General features: G+C 48.3%; 19 protein-coding genes. 9 read left to right on the top strand and 10 right to left on the bottom strand.

The window, feature by feature from the left end; translation table 11 throughout:
* Position 1 precedes the first annotated feature (1 nt).
* From A6070_RS06520 to A6070_RS06555, 9 genes are all read left to right on the top strand, one after another.
* Positions 2–235 (top strand): hypothetical protein, encoded by a 234-nt coding sequence (locus A6070_RS06520; protein ID WP_072287570.1) that lies wholly within the window; start codon positions 2–4, stop codon positions 233–235.
* A 53-nt stretch (positions 236–288) separates the two neighbouring features.
* The gene (locus A6070_RS06525) at positions 289–555 is read left to right on the top strand and encodes a hypothetical protein (protein WP_072287571.1); all 267 of its coding nucleotides are present in this window, start codon (positions 289–291) and stop codon (positions 553–555) included.
* Between the two features lie 63 nt (positions 556–618).
* Complete coding sequence (locus A6070_RS06530; protein ID WP_072287572.1) at positions 619–891, top strand: hypothetical protein; 273 nt, start codon at positions 619–621, stop codon at positions 889–891.
* Positions 892–1,016: 125 nt separating this feature from the next.
* Positions 1,017–1,220, top strand: coding sequence for a GSU3473 family protein (locus tag A6070_RS06535; RefSeq protein WP_072287573.1), 204 nt, complete (start codon positions 1,017–1,019; stop codon positions 1,218–1,220).
* Positions 1,221–1,251: 31 nt separating this feature from the next.
* Positions 1,252–1,977 carry a class I SAM-dependent methyltransferase gene (locus tag A6070_RS06540; protein ID WP_072287574.1) on the top strand — a complete coding sequence of 242 codons (726 nt, stop codon included), beginning with the start codon at positions 1,252–1,254 and terminating at the stop codon, positions 1,975–1,977.
* Positions 1,978–2,544: 567 nt separating this feature from the next.
* On the top strand, positions 2,545–3,498 hold the full coding sequence (locus A6070_RS06545) for a glycosyltransferase family 2 protein (protein WP_072287575.1): 954 nt from the start codon (positions 2,545–2,547) through the stop codon (positions 3,496–3,498).
* A gap of 113 nt (positions 3,499–3,611) precedes the next feature.
* Positions 3,612–4,166, top strand: coding sequence for a hypothetical protein (locus A6070_RS15340; protein ID WP_145928197.1), 555 nt, complete (start codon positions 3,612–3,614; stop codon positions 4,164–4,166).
* Positions 4,167–4,321: 155 nt separating this feature from the next.
* On the top strand, positions 4,322–5,239 hold the full coding sequence (locus tag A6070_RS06550) for a hypothetical protein (RefSeq protein ID WP_072502042.1): 918 nt from the start codon (positions 4,322–4,324) through the stop codon (positions 5,237–5,239).
* Positions 5,240–5,383: 144 nt separating this feature from the next.
* Complete coding sequence (locus A6070_RS06555) at positions 5,384–6,163, top strand: dolichyl-phosphate beta-glucosyltransferase (RefSeq protein ID WP_072287577.1); 780 nt, start codon at positions 5,384–5,386, stop codon at positions 6,161–6,163.
* Here the strand turns inward: A6070_RS06555 and A6070_RS06560 are convergent.
* The 10 genes from A6070_RS06560 to A6070_RS06605 form a co-directional block, all read right to left on the bottom strand.
* Entirely contained in the window at positions 6,109–7,623 is a 1,515-nt protein-coding gene (locus A6070_RS06560; protein WP_072287578.1) for a hypothetical protein, read from the bottom strand. The two genes, A6070_RS06555 and A6070_RS06560, sit on opposite strands and share 55 nt — an antisense overlap.
* An 18-nt stretch (positions 7,624–7,641) precedes the next feature.
* Positions 7,642–8,568 (bottom strand): tetratricopeptide repeat protein, encoded by a 927-nt coding sequence (locus A6070_RS06565; protein WP_072287579.1) that lies wholly within the window; start codon positions 8,566–8,568, stop codon positions 7,642–7,644.
* 87 nt (positions 8,569–8,655) lie between these two features.
* Positions 8,656–9,639, bottom strand: a complete 984-nt coding sequence (locus A6070_RS06570; protein ID WP_072287580.1) for a type II secretion system F family protein — start codon at positions 9,637–9,639, stop codon at positions 8,656–8,658.
* A gap of 11 nt (positions 9,640–9,650) precedes the next feature.
* A complete protein-coding gene (locus tag A6070_RS06575) occupies positions 9,651–10,628 on the bottom strand; it encodes a type II secretion system F family protein (protein WP_083558795.1) in 978 nt (325 codons plus the stop codon).
* Positions 10,629–10,637: 9 nt separating this feature from the next.
* On the bottom strand, positions 10,638–11,993 hold the full coding sequence (locus tag A6070_RS06580; protein WP_072287581.1) for a CpaF family protein: 1,356 nt from the start codon (positions 11,991–11,993) through the stop codon (positions 10,638–10,640).
* A gap of 21 nt (positions 11,994–12,014) precedes the next feature.
* A complete protein-coding gene (locus A6070_RS06585; RefSeq protein WP_072287582.1) occupies positions 12,015–13,193 on the bottom strand; it encodes a response regulator in 1,179 nt (392 codons plus the stop codon).
* A 56-nt stretch (positions 13,194–13,249) separates the two neighbouring features.
* Positions 13,250–14,545: a TadG family pilus assembly protein gene (locus tag A6070_RS06590; RefSeq protein ID WP_072502044.1), complete on the bottom strand. Its 1,296-nt coding sequence runs from the start codon at positions 14,543–14,545 to the stop codon at positions 13,250–13,252.
* 20 nt (positions 14,546–14,565) lie between these two features.
* Complete coding sequence (locus A6070_RS06595; RefSeq protein ID WP_072287584.1) at positions 14,566–15,048, bottom strand: TadE/TadG family type IV pilus assembly protein; 483 nt, start codon at positions 15,046–15,048, stop codon at positions 14,566–14,568.
* An 81-nt stretch (positions 15,049–15,129) separates the two neighbouring features.
* Positions 15,130–15,399 (bottom strand): hypothetical protein, encoded by a 270-nt coding sequence (locus A6070_RS06600; protein ID WP_072287585.1) that lies wholly within the window; start codon positions 15,397–15,399, stop codon positions 15,130–15,132.
* Between the two features lie 20 nt (positions 15,400–15,419).
* On the bottom strand, positions 15,420–16,937 hold the full coding sequence (locus tag A6070_RS06605; RefSeq protein WP_158514032.1) for a type II and III secretion system protein family protein: 1,518 nt from the start codon (positions 16,935–16,937) through the stop codon (positions 15,420–15,422).
* Positions 16,938–16,961: the final 24 nt, after the last annotated feature.

Raw genomic sequence — 16,961 nt, forward strand, 5'->3', positions numbered from 1 at the left:
CATGCTCTTTCGTAATAAATGCACCGCCTGTGATTTCTGGACCATTTTCGAGCTTAAAACCGAAGGCGAAAAGGCCTTTCAGGTATGCACCCACTGCATGGCGCAAACCGCCGTTGCCAACGACAGCCAGCTGGAAGCCCGCATCCGCGACGGTGAAAAGGACGTACAGGCTCTTGCCGGTCATTTCCCGGCCCTGTCCCGCTTGCAGGAGCGTGGCGATCACGTCAAGTTGTAAACCACCTATAAAAGGAGAGGCGCCCGGACCGAAAAGTCCGGCCCTGCGGTGACATGGAAAAGAGAATAAAGGAAGTCGAGCCGATTCTGCATCGGCAGAAATGTCCTGCCTGCGAGTATTACACCGTGTACCGGGCGATTCCGGCCGGCGACAAGGCCCTTGACACCTGTACCTACTGCGGTCACCAGGTAGCCATCGCCTGGCACCATGAAATCAAGGCCGTATTCAAAAACACTGAGAAATTCCTCAAAAACATGGAAGAGATGTGTCCTGAACTCAAGGATCTCAAGAATCCCGGCGACCATATCAAACTGGACTGAACAATTTCCGTAATTGCGTATACGACAAAACATATCTGTTATGATAATCATAGGAGACTGGCAGTGAAAGCAACCTTGATCATCCCTGACGCCGAGGTGGCAGGAAAGTACGGTTTGGAAACGGTGACCGAACTGCGGTGCAACGAAGAGTTTTGTGCGACATCCTTCGGATATCCCGTGCTCCAGTTGCCCAACGGCGATATTTTCGACTGCCCCACGTTTCGGGAAATCCGCGAGGCCTGCGATGCCACGCTGGAAACCGACAACCTGGTAAAAGTGTGCCTGGGGCTGGGCCTGCCTCGCAGCGAACCGGGGCTGGTGCTGGTAGAGGCCTGACCCGCCGCCGATTTTGTATTGGTTCGATTTGCGAACCGCTTGTTTTATGTCCGTTTTTATTCCAAGGAGAATCGGCAACAGTTTAAAAGAATACGTATGAAACCGCTTAAGAAAGGAATCCTGTCATGATGATTGCGGTGCGGTTCAAAGACGGGACCTACGATCGGGTTAAGGACAGCTATCTCGATCGCCTTATCGGTGCTAACAAAGTAGAAATTTTCTGGAGATCCTCCGGTCCGGTCCTGGTCGGCCGCGACCCCGTGCGCGGCCGGTCGAATGCATGCTGTTACCGTGGAGTGGAGCGCAGGGCAGGGCGGCAATCTCAATGACAGGAATATTTACAGGAGTTAAAAAGGCGCTGTGGATCTGAAGGAAGAAGATATCCTTGGAGACAGTATTGTTGACCATTGGTACTATGTATCAAAAGGTCGCGCTTTGCGTAAATTTCTTGGCGAAATAAAAACACCTGAAATTTTAGATGTTGGCGCAGGGTCCGGGATTTTCTCTCGCCAGTTGCTGGATGCAGGGCAATGTAGCAGTGCAGTTTGTGTTGATCCTAATTATGTAAATGAAAAAACTGAGATATATCATGGTAAAAAAATAAATTTTGTTAAGTCTTTAAATAGTTGCTCCCATAGCCTTGTGCTAATGATGGATGTGTTGGAGCATGTATCAGACGATCTGGAGTTCTTGAAAAGTTACGCTAAAAATATGAAAAGTGGTGGATATGTTTTAATAACAGTTCCAGCATTTAATTTTTTATGGTCTGGTCACGATGTTTTCCTGGAGCATTTAAGGCGTTATACAATTAATGATATCGAGACTCTTGTTAAAGATGCTGGTCTCACTCCTGTGAAGAGTTGCTATTTTTTTGGAAGCCTGTTTCCAATAGTGGTTGTTTTGCGTTTTATGAATAAAACATTGAATTATTTTAAATTAGCAAAGCCTCAAAGCGAATTGAGAGTATATCCAAATTGGTTAAATCGCTTATTGATCATCATACATAATTTGGAATGCTATACCCTTTTCAAATTTAATAAATTATTTGGTTTAACAGTTTTTTCCTTGTGTCGTAAAAGTTATTAATAACAATACAATAAGTTGTTGTGTAAAGTACTTGATTTAGATACATAAGTCATTAAACTATTTAATTTTAAATTTATTTTTTTGTGAAGAGAAACTTTCACAAAAAAGTGTATTTCCACTGTAACTAGTCAACTCAGATTTATATCAATGCCATTACTGCCAGTACACGCTGTACATATGATTATCTCATTTTTTAACGAGGGTGATCGTCTTTAGGCTCTCATCAATATAGTTATTCCTAAAAATTTGCAGGTCTCTTTGGACTATTGAATATTAGATATAAGAGAATCCTTGCTCATTCCTTTTCTTTCAAAAATTAAAATTCGCTTTTCAAGATTCGTGTTGTATTATTGGCGATGGTATTTAATATCTTTATGATTTTTTAAAGATCTGTTTAGAAATAAATTCAAAAGGTAAGGTTTGTATAAAAATTAGGTTTGAAGGATTTATTGTTAGAAAACATGAAAAAAGCGCCTAAGTAATCAATTGAGTGGTTTTTTTGAGTATGGCGGGAAAGGTTTACTTTTAACTTAGCGATATTTATTGACAAAGTGAGGAGATAAGCTAGTGTCAATCGGTCTTGTCATACCCATTTATAATGAAGAAAAAGGTATTATAAATAACCTTAAAAAAATTCTTGAGACTATCAATAAAGATGAAATCGATATAACACAAATTATCATTGTTGACGATGGATCTACTGATGACAGCGTCATGATTTTAAAAGATTTCTTGCCTCTTGATTCTAGGTTAGAATTAGTATCATTTACAAGAAACTTTGGTAAAGAAGCAGCGATTTATGCAGGTTTGCTAAATTGTAATCGTCAAGCTGCCATTGTCATGGATAGCGACCTTCAACATCCCCCAAGTTTAATTAGACTAATGGTTGAAGCATGGCGAGAAGGATTTGATGTTGTTGAGGCCTGTAAATCAAAAGATAGCCATATTTCGTTTTTGCGTCGTTGGATGACCAGACTTTTTTATTCGATTTTTGCTTATGTTTCTGAAATGAACCTGGAAGGTCAAACAGACTTCAAACTTCTGGATAGGCAGGTTATCGATGCTTACTGCAATTTACCTGAGCGAAAGAGATTCTTTCGGGGACTAATTTCATGGCTCGGTTTCAGTACTAAACAAGTCTGGTTTGAAGTTCCACTCAGACAAGGTGATTCTTCAAAATGGTCGCTAGTGAAGCTTGCTCGCCTCGCTATGGTTGCAATTACAAGCTTTTCATCGTCAATGTTGCACCTTGTTAGCTTCGCAGCCGCAACTTGTTTCATTATAAGTTTTATTTTTGCCAGTATTTCTCTTTACCAAAAGATCTGTGGAATTGCTGTTTCGGGATTTACGACAATAAATATTTTGGTGCTTTTTATTGGAAGTATAATAATGTTTTCGATTGGGCAAGTTAGTCTATATCTAGAACATCTTTTTGATGAAAATAAAAATAGACCAATATATATTATTAACAAGAAAAAAAGTTATAAAAATAAAGAAGGATTTGATGGTTACATCGAATAATATTCTATTCCTTTTCATTTAATTTGAAAAAGAGAAAAAAAGCCAGAAACTACCATTCATTACATAAATACTTAAGCTTATTTTATAAATAAGAAAATTGGTGTTAATTCATAATGTTGATTCCAAAACACAACAAATCATTATATATTATAAAATTAAAAGAAAAATTACCCTCGATTTTCATTTTAGCTTTTACCATTTTTTTCATAATACCATTTATCATTTATCCTTATGGAATAGCCCAAGATTATCCAAATCACTATGCCGCTTATAGTGTGGCTTTTCAAAAGTTACAAGGCTCTCTGCCTCATAGTTTTTATGATGTTCAGTGGCGGCTTTTTCCGCATCTGACCATGGCAATTCTTGCTCTTCCAATAGTTTTGGGTGTAAATATTTCTTTGTCATTTAATATATTTTTAATTTTAAGCGCATTAATGCCCATTTTTGGTGCCTGGATTCTTCATTGGCATATTTATAAAAAAACTTCCTGGAGTTTAATGCTCTGTCTTGGTCTTTTCTATAATTTTTGTCTTTACCTTGGTTTTCTTGATTTTAATTTCAGTTTGGGACTGTCATTTTTTTTGTACACCATCTATTTATGTCAAAATCAAAACCCGACATTTCTCGGGTATGTTTTTCTAACTTTTGGGGCCACTCTTCTTTTTTAGCCCATCTTTTTGGGTTTTTTATTTTTTCGGTTATTGTTTCAAGTCATATTTTCTATGTCATTGCACAGGCCAGTATATGGCGAACTAGACTAAAGATCTTTTTTTCTCCGTTACTTTGGTTGTGGCCGATAGGTATTTTAGGATATTTCTCAATTATGAAAGGTCCTATAACTCTGCCACATGAGAAACTTTGGATAGGATTGCCACAGCTAAATATGATTATTTCTGCCTTTCTCCAGCCCTTTTTCTTTGGTCACACTTGGTCTGCTGTTTTTTTTGTTATTCTTTTTATAACTGTTTTTCCATATGCGCTTTATGTAAAAGTAATTCACATGAAAAGGGTAAATGCAATTGTTAGCGGTACTTTGTTTATTACTACAATTCTTTTTTCACAAAGAATTGGTGGCGTTGCACTTGATTTTCGACTTGGTATGGTAACCTTTTTATATACTGCTAGTGTCGTTAATTTATCTTCCATTAATGATTCCAAGAAAAAAACGGTGGTGGTTTTCTCTGCTATTTTGTTATTTAGTGGCTTGTTTTTACAAGGAATCAACGGTTGGAAAATCATGAAAATGACCAATAATGAGGTCAGTGCCATACGGGATGCCATTCAGAAAATTCCATTAAAATCGACCCTTATTGCTGCTAGTAGTAGTGACTCTCGACCTTTTCTCCACGCAGGTTCATTCATTGTTTCAGATCGAGATGGTTTTTTCCCTCTTTTATTCCAGGTTGTGCAACCTCTTTATGCTCGATCTGCTTTTGCCAGCATTAACCTGCCAGGTGCTGAAATGTCCGGGAGGCGGTTAACTGCCAACGCTACTAAACCTCCCTGTAAAGCTCAAAATAATGATTGGTTTAATCTAAAATTCGATCATGGTTGGCCATTAAATTTCGACTACTTAATTTGGTTCAGTTCATCCGCCGAGACAATGAAAGAATTTGTTTTTCTAAATAAAGTTGCAGAAGGGAAACACTTTCATCTCTATGAGATCGATAAACAAAAAGCAATTTATTTTTTTCAAAAATCAAATGAAGGAGAAAAGGATTGTCTTATAGTAGGCGAGTAATTTGAAAAAAAGAGTCATTACACTGGGTATGTTTTTTTATATGGGGGGAGATTTAATAAAGTTAAATACCCCAGGTTTGCATAATTATATTTTTAAAGTAATATTACTTGGAGGGAAAATACAAATATCGGAGGAGCAAACTGTATGGTTGCCTGTAACACCATGATTTCAATTGTTGTTCCTGCATATAATGAAGAAAAGCGGCTTCAGCTCACTTTGCCTGCTCTTTTTAATCAAATTAAAGAATACTTTTCTCGATTTGAAATAGTCGTGGTGGATGATGGCAGTACCGATCGCACTGCGGACATTGTAATGTCCTTTGCCCGTAAACATGAGAGGGTAAGGCTGATCCGGTATGAACAAAACCGTGGCAAGGGGTGTGCTGTTCGTACCGGGGTGCTTGCCGCCAAGGGGGATCTGATTTTGTTCAGTGATGCGGATCTTTCAACGGCTTTCGAAGAAGTGCTGAAGCTGCGCGAAGCACTGGAGACCGGGGCGGATGTGGCGATCGGGTCGCGAGCCACCAGACAGACAGTGATCGAGAAACGCCAGCCGCTTTACCGGGTAGTGATGGGCAAAACCTTTAACAAGTTCGTGCAATTGCTTGCCACTCCAGGCATTTTTGATACCCAGTGTGGCTTCAAGCTTTTTACCCGGGCGGCGGCGATGGATCTTTTCAGGGATTGCAGAATCGACGGTTTTGGGTTTGACGTCGAGGTTCTTTTCCTGGCACGCAAACGCGGCCTAGTGATTCGTGAGATCGGCGTGCGGTGGCTGAATTCTCCGGACAGTAAAGTCCATCCCGTTATTGATTCAGCGCGTATGCTGCGAGATCTGCTGGTGATCCGCCGGAATGCCCTGCGAGGGGATTACGGAGAGCTCGCTGTCAGCCGGCGCAAAATAGAAGCCTCGCCATCCGAATAGATCTCCTGCCATTTACCTGTTGCCTTCAGATATCTGACAAGGACAGAATCGTGAGGGAACAGAACCCAATCGATGCCGTAGTTTTTTAAAAGTTTGTCGGCGCCCTCATCCAGGGACACTATTTTTCGGTAATCCTTAAAAATTTTCTCTCCGTACATATCGGCGCGCCCATCGATAAAAACCTTCTCGGCTGGATCAAGGGCATAGATCAGATAGCCTCCCCATGCATAGTTGTTGAAAATCTTCCCTTCCGGGCGGACCGTCTGATTAAGATAAGCAACGGCCTTGATCGGATGGCTGGATTCGGGAAGGGGCAGGAATGTTTCCGCTACTTCGCGAGACTTGGTATGGGAAGGGCCGACAAGCATGCAAAGGATAACGGCGGTTATGATGATGGCCAGCGGCCCGCTCAGGGGTGAAGTCGGAAGTTGCGCGCCCTCTTTGGTCGCGGGACGAAAGGGGGATGCGATTCGGACAGAGGACTGGAGCATTCTCGCAAAATATGGACAGATAAAAACCGTCGCGATGCCCATGTAGCGTTGGTGTGTCAAAGAAGCATTGATGAAAAACAGGACGAACAGCCGATCAGTCCAGGTGGTAGGCACGGATTTGAGGGACATAAACAGAAGAACAATCAGCAGGTAGATTCGGTAGAGCCACTGTTCCTGAAAATTCGGTGGCAGCCATTCCACAATGCCCTGGGCAAAAACATCGCTGGCGACATGAAAAGGAAACAGATAGAGGCTGAAACCGAAAGGATTGATCCCGGCTGCCAGGGCGGACAGAAGCATAAAGGTGGCTGGCCGGCGGATCGTCTTAAAGGTTGTTTTGAAACTGAAAGGTTGTTCCGTAAAAAAGTCATCCAGCAGTTGCCCACCGAGAAACAGTCCCTGCAGGGCCAGTCCCAGAATGAAACCTCCGTGCAGGTTGGCCCACAGGGCCGTTAGAGGAGGCAGGACCCAAAGCCATCGGTCCTGTTTATGCAGGGCGTAAAGAACGATGACGCCAAACAGCCAGGAGAAGATATGAGGCCGGGCGAGCATATGAGTCATGGAGAAAGTCAGGGCGACAGACACCGCGAGGATAGCGACCCAGTCGTTGGTAACTGCGGATACGATCCGAAAAAGCAGCCAGAAGCTCAGGGCGGCTATCAGAAAAAAGAAGAGTATCGTCCCGATAAGCCCGCCATGCTGGTGAACTCCGGCCATGATGACTTCCGAAAGCCACTCATGAGCGGTCCATGGCTTTCCTAACGCCGTATGCGAGAAAATATCCTGCGTAAGGATGGCTCTGGTTTTGAGCATGTGCTGGCCGGCAGCGATGTGCCACAACGTATCACCATCACCGAGGGCCTTGCCGTGGTCGAAAAGGATCAGCAGGGCAAAGGTTATAAAACCGTAAAGCCCTGCAATGTCCGGCAAGATGGCAATTCTTCCAGAGATATTTTTTTTTTCGGTCATTGATAGATTGCCTCTGATCTAATGTGCCGATTGGGAGCGCAGGCTGTTGAGTCTGTCCAGGTTCTGCTGGGCGCGTGGATAAAATACCGGATTCAGTGCGAGGGCCTTCTTGAATGCCTTTTCAGCTTTGTCCCAGTTGCCCTGGGTCATGTAGAGATAGCCTATATTGTTATAGGCAGCCGGTTTGCCGAGGGTGTCTTCAAAGAGCTGCAAAGCGCGAACTTCCTGGTTGTTGAGCAGAAAAGCCGTCGCCAGATTGTTTTTGCTGCGCATGTTGGAGGGTTCGAGGGCCAAAGCCCTGGAAAACTGGGGTATCGCATCCGTGTAGCGGCCCTGCAGCAGGTAATTGAACCCCAGATTGTTGTAACCAGACGGATTGTCCGGCCGCAGGGAGATGAATTTCTGGTGCAATGATTCCGCAAGGCCCAATTTGTCCTGACCGATGCTGTCATAAGTGATGGCCAGTTCGCTGATAACAGCAGGGGACTCGGGATAATTTGACTGGAGCGTTTCCAGCAGTTTTTGCGCGGTGGGGTAGTCTCCCTGGCTGCGTGCTATACGGGCAAGCCCCAGTTGCGCGGCCATGTTCTGCGGATCTTTTTCCAGAACCGTGGTGAAGATTTCACGGGCTTGCGGTGCGCTGCCCCGGGCAAGGAATACCTGTCCCAACCCGGCGAGCGCTGCAGTGGCATCAGGCTTTTTTTGAAGGGCCGCCGAAAAATGCAGCCGGGCAAGTTCAAGGTTGCCCTGGTTCAGATAGGAAAGGCCCTTTCCGGTCAATTCTTCCGGAGGAAGATTGGCGATTCTTTCTCGGGTGTAGGCATCCTCGCCTTTTTCCTGAACCGTAAATCTTGCTACTCTCCTGTGGTAGGGATCAGCCACAGGTGTGCATGCCGTAATACTGGCGATCAACAAAATAGCAGACATGCTTGTCCAGGTTTTCAATGAAGACCCTCCTTCGCATTGTATAGGCGTACATTGCATAAAAAATGCTGAAATGCAATTGATCAGTAAGTCACCTGGGAGAAATGTTTAGCCCCCACTTATTGCGGGGAACAAAACACGAACAATTCTTATCACACCCGGTCCCACCAGGACAACAAAGATTGCAGGAAAGATAAAGAACACCAACGGGAAGATGAGCTTGACGGTTGATTTGGCGGCTTTTTCCTCGGCCACCTGACGGCGTTTGATGCGCATGGCATCGGAGTGTATTCGCAGGGCTTTGGCGAGGCTGGTTCCGAAACGACTGGTCTGAATCAGGATGGTCATCAGATTGCCCACTTCGGCAACACCGGTGCGCAACGACATATTTTTGAAGCATTCGTTGCGCGGCTTGCCGGCGCGGATCTCCAGGTTGGTCAGGAAAAATTCCTCGCTGAGGTCCCGACACAGCGGCTTGATCTCTTCGCCCACCCGGCGAAAGGTCATGTCCAGACCGAGGCCGGCCTCGACGCAGACCACCATCAGGTCGAGGGCATCGGGCAGTGCTCGGAGAATGCGATTTTGTCGCGCCCTAATTGCGAATCCCAGAATGGTGTCGGGCAGACCGAAGCCGATAACTGCCAGCAACAGGCACAGGAGGATGACCTGCAGGGAGAAGGTAAAGAAAAACCTTGAAATAAGATAGCCCAGGGGGAGAACCAGTCCGAGCACAACTTTGGCAGTGATGTAATTGTAATAGGCCGCATTGGAGCGCCAGCCGGCCTGGATCAGGTGCAGGCGTATGGATTTATGCATAGCTCCGGGCTGGCTGGAGACGATGTCGTCAATCGGTTTGGCGAAGCGGGTGATAAACCCGCCTTGTTCAGCGTCCAAAAGCTTTGGTTTTTGTTTGATGGGTGTTTTTGAGGCTGGGACCAACTTTTCCAGCCGCTTTTCCTCACGGGATTTGCGGGTCAGGAAAAAATAGATGCTTAAAATGAAAAGGACGGTCGCCAGGAAGGTCAAAACAAGAACAGCCCAGTATCCGGCGTTCTCCAATAAACGATAATATACACTTAGTAAAATATTCATGTAGCGCCTCCTTACATTTCAATGGTAACGATTTTTTTAATGATGAAGGCACCCACTATTTGCAGCACAATGGCCCCGGCCAGCATGTATTGCCCAATGACGTCCTGCCAGAGCAGCGACAGGTATTCATGATTAACAAAAAATATATAGACAAACAGGGTGATGGGCAGGCCGATAAGGACCATGGCCGAGAGTCGCCCCTCCGCTGTGAGGGCTTTGACCTGACGTCTGAACTGCATGCGTTCGCGGATCAGGCGGCTGATGTTGTCGAGGATTTCGGCCACGTTGCCGCCGGTTTCCCGCTGGATGATGACGGAGATGGCAAAGAAGCGCAGATCTGTGCTGGGCACGCGCTCGCAGAGATTTTCGAAGGCCTCCTGAAAAGTCAGCCCGAGGTTGATTTCATCCACCGCCGCGCCGAACTCGGCGCTGATAGGCGGCTCCATTTCGCTGGAGACCATCTCCAGCCCCGAGGTCATGGCATGTCCGGAACGCAGCGCCCGGGCCAGCAGGTCCAGCGCTTCAGGCAGCTGGTCCTGAAACTTGTTGAGGTAGGCGTTTTCTGCAAGCTTCAGGTAGCCGAAGGGCAGGAAGAGCACCAGAATGCCAAGCACAATGGCGATCAACGTCGAGGGAATAAACTTCAGCCCCAGCAGCAGAGCAATCAGCCCGAGGGACAAGCTCAACAGGACGAATACACTTGCATTGAAAGGCAGGCCCGATTTGAGCAGCATGCGATCCAGGGTGGTTACCCGGGGCATTTTGAGGGCCAGTTTCTGTACCGGCCCCGCATCGGCGAGGATCTTGTCCCGATAGCGGAACAGTTTTTCTCGGCCGTGCTTGCCGCCAGCCGAAATGAACAGAAGGCGCTTTTTGATAGCCTTTTTTTCGGCGAAGCGGCTTTCCGACCACCCCAGATAGAGCAGCGTCACCACCGACGCAACAAACAGGAAGACCGTGGCCATGATAAGGGCGTCTAGAAGATCCATGCAGCCTCCTTATTCGAAGTATTTGTGGGCAAAGAACAGATCTTCCGGGATATCGACGCCGGCAACTTCCAGCTTGTCGGCGAATTTGGGGCGGATGCCGGTGGCACGGAAGCGTCCGACAACCTTGCCGTTGGCGTCGATGCCCTGACGCTCGAAGACGAAAATATCCTGCAGGGTGATGATCTCTCCCTCCATGCCCACGACTTCGGCAATGGAGGTGACCTTTCGGGTGCCGTCCGCCAGACGGGATACCTGCACGACCATGTCCAGAGCCGAGGAGATCATGAAACGCATGGCATGCTCGGGAAGGCTGACGCCGGTCATCAGGATCATCGATTCCAGACGGGTCAGGGAGTCGCGCGGCGTGTTGGCGTGAATGGTGGTCAGGGAGCCTTCGTGGCCGGTGTTCATGGCCTGCAGCATGTCAAAGGCTTCGGAGCCGCGCACCTCTCCGACGATAATGCGGTCGGGGCGCATGCGCAGGCTGTTGCGCACCAGATCGCGCTGCGTCACCATGCCGGTTCCTTCGATGCTGGCGGGTCGGGTTTCCAGGCGAACAACATGCTCCTGTTGCAGCTGCAGTTCGGCCGAGTCCTCGATGGTGATGATGCGTTCGTTGCCCGGAATGAACCCCGAAAGAATGTTGAGCAGGGTGGTTTTGCCGGCGCCGGTGCCACCGGAAATCATGATGTTCAGCTTAGCTTTGACGCTGCCGGCCAGCAGGGTGGCGATATCCGGCGTAAGGGTTTTGTAGTTGATCAGGTCATCCATTTTCAGCGGATTGACCGAGAAACGCCGGATCGACAGAATCGGTCCGTCAAGGGCGAGGGGAGGGATGATGGCGTTGACGCGGGACCCGTCGGCGAGCCGGGCGTCGACCATGGGCGAAGACTCGTCGATGCGGCGCCCGACCCTGGAGATGATGCGGTCGATGATGTTCATCAGGTGGGCGTTGTCGACGAACCGCGCCGGTGTTCTTTCCAGCAGGCCCCGGCGCTCCACGTAAATATCCTTGTAGGTGTTGCACAGAATATCGGAGACCGTGGGGTCCTTAAAAAACGGCTCGATGGGCCCGAGTCCGGTCAATTCGTCGAGAATCTCCAGGATCAGCGACTGATGTTCTTCTTCGTTAAGCAGAACCTGCTCTTCCCTGAGGAAATAATCGACAATTTTGCTGATCTCCGTTTTGACTTCGGCCTGATCCAGGTCGTCCAGGGCAGCGAGGTTGGCTTCTTCAACGAAACGGTTGTGGAGCTTGTGCTTTATTTCATAAAACAGTGCGTCGCGTCCCCCATCGGCCTGTTTGGCCGGGGGTTGTACGGGCGGGGCGGATTTTCCCGATGAAAACAGATCCTTGATGGCCATGTCGACCTCCTTGGTAATAAATTAAATCGCCTTCCCGAACACCCCTCGGATACCACGGAAGGCCCGGGAGCTTTCAGGGGACTGCAGCTTTTCGACAAACTGGCATATGTTTTTGGCCAGCGGCGTTCCCGAATGCCCCATCGACAGAGGCTCGCCCTTGTTGATGGAAGAAACCACGCCCTTGAAGTCGTTGGGGAACATCCAGAACGCCTTTTTCCCCAGGTTCTTCTCGATGTCGTTCAGGCTCAGGGTGCCGCCCTTGATGTACCGGTTGATGGCGATTTCTATATGGGTTTCGTCGATACCGAGCTTTTTCATCAGGTTCAGCAGACGGGCGCAGTTCCGGATTGAAGGAACCGACATGTCCGTCACCAGAAAGGTGATTTCGGAATTCTTGAAAATTTCGATGTTGCTGTCGTTGATCGACATGGAAGTGCAATCGACCACCACATAATCGTAGATTTTGCAGGCCAGGCTGAGCACTTTGGCGATATGTTCAGCCTTGATGGCGTCGTATTCCTCCGGATTGTTCGGCGCGGCCATGAATTCCAGCCCGGAAGCATGTTTGGTCATGGCCGCCAGCAGGAAAGAACCATCGAGACGGTGGTAGTTGCGTACGATGTCGCTCATGGTGGTTTGCGGGTACAGATCGAGCAGCACCGTAGCGTCTCCGGACTGGAAGCTCATGTCGAACAGCGCCACCCGCACATCCTTGTTGCCGGCCAGCGCGCAGGCGGTGTTGACCGCGAGAACCGTCGAGCCGATGCCTCCCTTGCTGCTGATAAAACTGTAGATGCTGCCGCGGGAGATCTGCCCGCCGGCGGCAAGCTTGAGTCGTACTTCCTCGACGGCGTTGTTCAGCACCTTGTCGTTGATGGGGCTGACCAGAAATTCCGCAACCCCGGCTTTCATGACCTCCACGATATGTTGGGGAAACTGGTTGGAGGACACCACGAATACCTCGGCACGAGGGAAGTTCTGCCGGATCGGCTTGAGCCGGTTAAAGATGGTAGGCCCGTCAGTAGGATCATCGAGTATAATAATGTCTGGCGACCCCTTGACGGCAAGAGGGCCTTTTTCGGCCGCAGAGTCGAACCACTGGTTGGTCTCCAAGTTGGGGATTTCTCCCAGTTTTTCCTGGATCGCCTGAACCAGGCGGGTGTCGGAGATTTCAATGGCTACAAGCAATTTACGTGGCATGAAGCACCTTAATTTATGGGAGTCTAAATTTCGGTCTAATCTGAATATATGAGTAATTAATCCACCAAAGCAGGGAATTCACTTAACACTCCATAGTTAACTCCTCCGGTAATGCCTGTAGGTTTGTGAACTTCACAGTTTGGGAGAAAATATATTGACTGTGTTAGATAAGGCGCTGGATTGCCATCCCTGTCTTTTATATCAAAATGATTTACAAAGTTGTTCCAACAAACCTCAGCTGTCTGAGCGTCAGTATAACTGCATGAAAAAGGTTCGTGTCCTGGAGCTACCATATAAGTAGGTGGATTTTCCTTGTTTTTCCCAACATTGCCAAAATTCTCTGATGCGTTATTGGTGTTAATCCAAATTATGTCAACGTTCACGGCACCAACTACTTTTTCAACACAAGATTGGTCAAATGTACCATCCTCGCATTCAACTACAGGAAGAGTGACATTTAAAGGAGCAGTTGGCGGATTGTTCGACCCATCTGTCCAGCAATTGTCATAAAAGTCAGATAGAAGGTTTGTCATGCCATTATTCGTTCCAATTTCTTTGCCAAATATAATTTCTACTGGATTCCCCCCACTACACAAAAGTCCACCAATTCCGTTCTGGCTTGTTCCTACATTTCCGCATCCTTCGGTTTGGTCGAAGTTTGTCCATCCTCCAGTTTCCTCGCTCTCACTAATCATTCTTCCCATATTACATGAATAGTTCCCATCTCCGTCTTTAAGGTAATCCTCGCATATTGCTATAGGTTCATCCACAGTTCCTGGAGGTAAAGACCCTGCAAAACCAAGAAAAGCTACCGCTTCCGCAGTCATGCCGAAATTTTCAAAGCCAAAAATCTGGGCAAAAAAAGACGCTGCCGGCTTATCTTGGCGGCGAACAACCACCTTTACAGCATTGATAAAGCCTCCATTAATGCTTGGATCAGGATTGTCAAGATCCTCGGTTGTGTAGTTCCCAATTGCAATGGCAGACAGGGAGTCATTTGCATCGAAGCGTTCTGCCGAAAAACTCCAATGTCCTCGCTGCACATCGCCCGAATTAGAAGAATAATCATTCACTTCTACCGCGATTTTTTCACTAAGATTTTGTAAGGCGGTGTTGTATGCAATAGTGTTTGCATTAGGGTTTATAGCAGATCCATCATCCAGGTAAAGCTCTCTCGCACCTGCTAGGGCGGCTGCATCCGCAGCATTTTGAAGTTCGTTGCGTACAACGAAAAGATGATAAACATCAATTGCGAGAGCTGCCATACCTAAAAATACAATGAGTAGAATGGCAACAAGAACGACTACGGCTCCCTTTTGCTTTTTTTTAAATAATTCTGAATATTTGAACATAGCTTCCTCACAAATGAATGCTATTCAGCTCGCATGGTTGTTATTCCATTCAGTTTTATGGCATCTGGAATGCCGCCAAGCGAAGGTAGGAGAAGGAAATCGTAATCATAACTGACGTCTATCACGACATATTCACCCTGGGTGACTTGTTCATTGCTCGAACCAGGGCTGGCGGGGTTAAGGGTGCTGACCCCGCTGTCTGTCTCAATTGTTGCGGTTAGGTTGTCGGTTCCAAAACTTACTAACCGCAGATCGTTGCCACTGTAAAGGTAATTGTGTATGGCATTTTCAACATCGCTTACGGGAATAATGCGATTGCCTGTGGTGCTGTCTGTTCGAAACACTATAGCTCGCCGTGCGCCTTCGCGACTGGCATTGGTGAGAAGAGCCTTGTTGTAAAAAATGAAACCAAACTCGATAATGCCAAAAACAATCAGGAGCAGCAATGGCAGGACGACAGCGAATTCGACGACTGCTGCTCCCTTTTGAGATCTAAAGTTCATAGTGCTACTCCTCTGTGTAGGATCTTTTTAGTCTTTTCACGGTTTGCTGCGATGCGGCGGCATCGCAGCAAACCGATCATGCTACTTTTCCAACCCGAATTGAATTACTTCAAAGTCCTGGGGTTCTTCAGCAAATGTCTCATTGTAGACATCCATAACGTTTTCAGCTGTTATGCCTTCCAATGTTTCCGGAGTTTTTGCCGCATAGCGGTAATCGGGATAGGCGATCTGCTGATCCCAGGCTGCCTGGCTGTGCTGACCGAATTCCCGGTCGATGTAATAGGCTTCCTGCAAAGAGGCGCATCCGGTCAGCAGGAGGACGGTAGTAACGATCAGGCTTAGATTTTTCATGGTATGACCCCCTTGGCTCGTTATTGTGCCGGACTTGGCTCGTGACCGAATTCACCCTCGAGACCGCCGCTGGTTTCCGTGGTGCTGGCCGGCACGGTAAAGCTGTGGCGGCTCATGGCGGAAGGATCCTCCGGGTAACGGCGCCCTTCCAGTCGGCCTTCCAGGTAGAACTCGAGGCGGTTGGGGGGCTGCATGTATTCGCCGGGGAAGGTGATGCTGCCTTCCTTGCCGGGCTTGACCAAATGCGGTGTCACCGCGATGAGCAGGTCGGTTTTCTCCTGCGTGTAGTTGGTGCTGCGGAACAGTGCGCCGAGGATCGGCAGGTCGCCGAGTCCCGGGATCTTGGTCACGCTTTCCCGCAGGCTGTCCTGCAGCAGGCCGGCGAGGGCCAGTGTCTGGCCGTCATGCAGTTGCACGGTGGTTTCCAGTTTGCGTGTGGTCAGGTTGGGCACGTTGAAAGAGGCGCCGGTAATCGCGGCAGGGATGGTGCTGGTCGAGACGATATCGCTGACGCTCGGGGCCACCCGCAGGCTGATTTTGCCGTCGCTCATGACGATGGGCGTAAAGGTCAGGGATACGCCGAACTCACGGAATTCGATGGTGATGCCGTCTTCATCGGGGACCGGGATGGGGAACTCGCCGCCGGCCAGAAAACTCGCCTCCTGCCCGCTGATGGCCACCAGGCGCGGCTCCGCCAGAACGCGGGCAAGCCCTTCGGTTTCGAGGAATCGCAGGGCGGAGGTAAAGTCACCCATCTGCAAAAAGATGTTGGCCGGATTGTTGCCGGTGACAAAATCGGCGAAGTTCAACAACACGCTGCCCGCCTCGATTCCGGTGGGCACCGAAGTGATGTCGCCCACACCGCCGATCACGGCGGAATGATCCCCGAGACCATTGAAACCGAGGGCTGCCTGCCATTCACGGCCGGAGGAGCGGGTGACCTCGGCGAATTTCACCTCCAGCAGGACTTGCTGAATGCCACCGACGCGCAGCAGGTTGGTGATGCCGCTGCCCGATTTGCCGGTGCCTTCGTCGCTGCCTGACGCTTCCGCTTTTTGGGGGAGGAAGGTCTGAGTGAGGCGCAGGACCTGCTCGACGACTTCTGGGCCGGATACGGTGCCGGAGAGGACCACGCCGGTCTCCGAGGCGTGCACCTGGATGTCTTCATGGGGATAGAGCTGGCTGATTTTCTGTTTGAGCGGGGTCAGGTCGAGGTTGACGCTGACGTCGATGATGGCATTGACTTCGTTTGACCGGTCATCCCAGATCGTGACCCGGGAAAAGCCGATCTGTTTTCCCAGGTTGTAGATATTGACCAGGTCGGCTCTTAGTGGTCTGGCGCCAATGATATCGCTGTTGGAGATGAGTATTTTCATGCGTGGACTCGGCTTGCGGATTTTCACCAGTTCCGATCCGCCGATATTGACATCGAGCGTCAGGTGCTCGATCTCGTCGGCAACAGCGGCGCCGGCGAACAGAGCCAGGCAGAACAGGCCCAGGAAGCAGATTGCCGGTAAAATGGCTCGGCGCGTTATCATAATGACCTCCATTTTATAAAACTT

The organism is Syntrophotalea acetylenica, assembly GCF_001888165.1.
GTDB lineage: Bacteria > Desulfobacterota > Desulfuromonadia > Desulfuromonadales > Syntrophotaleaceae > Syntrophotalea > Syntrophotalea acetylenica.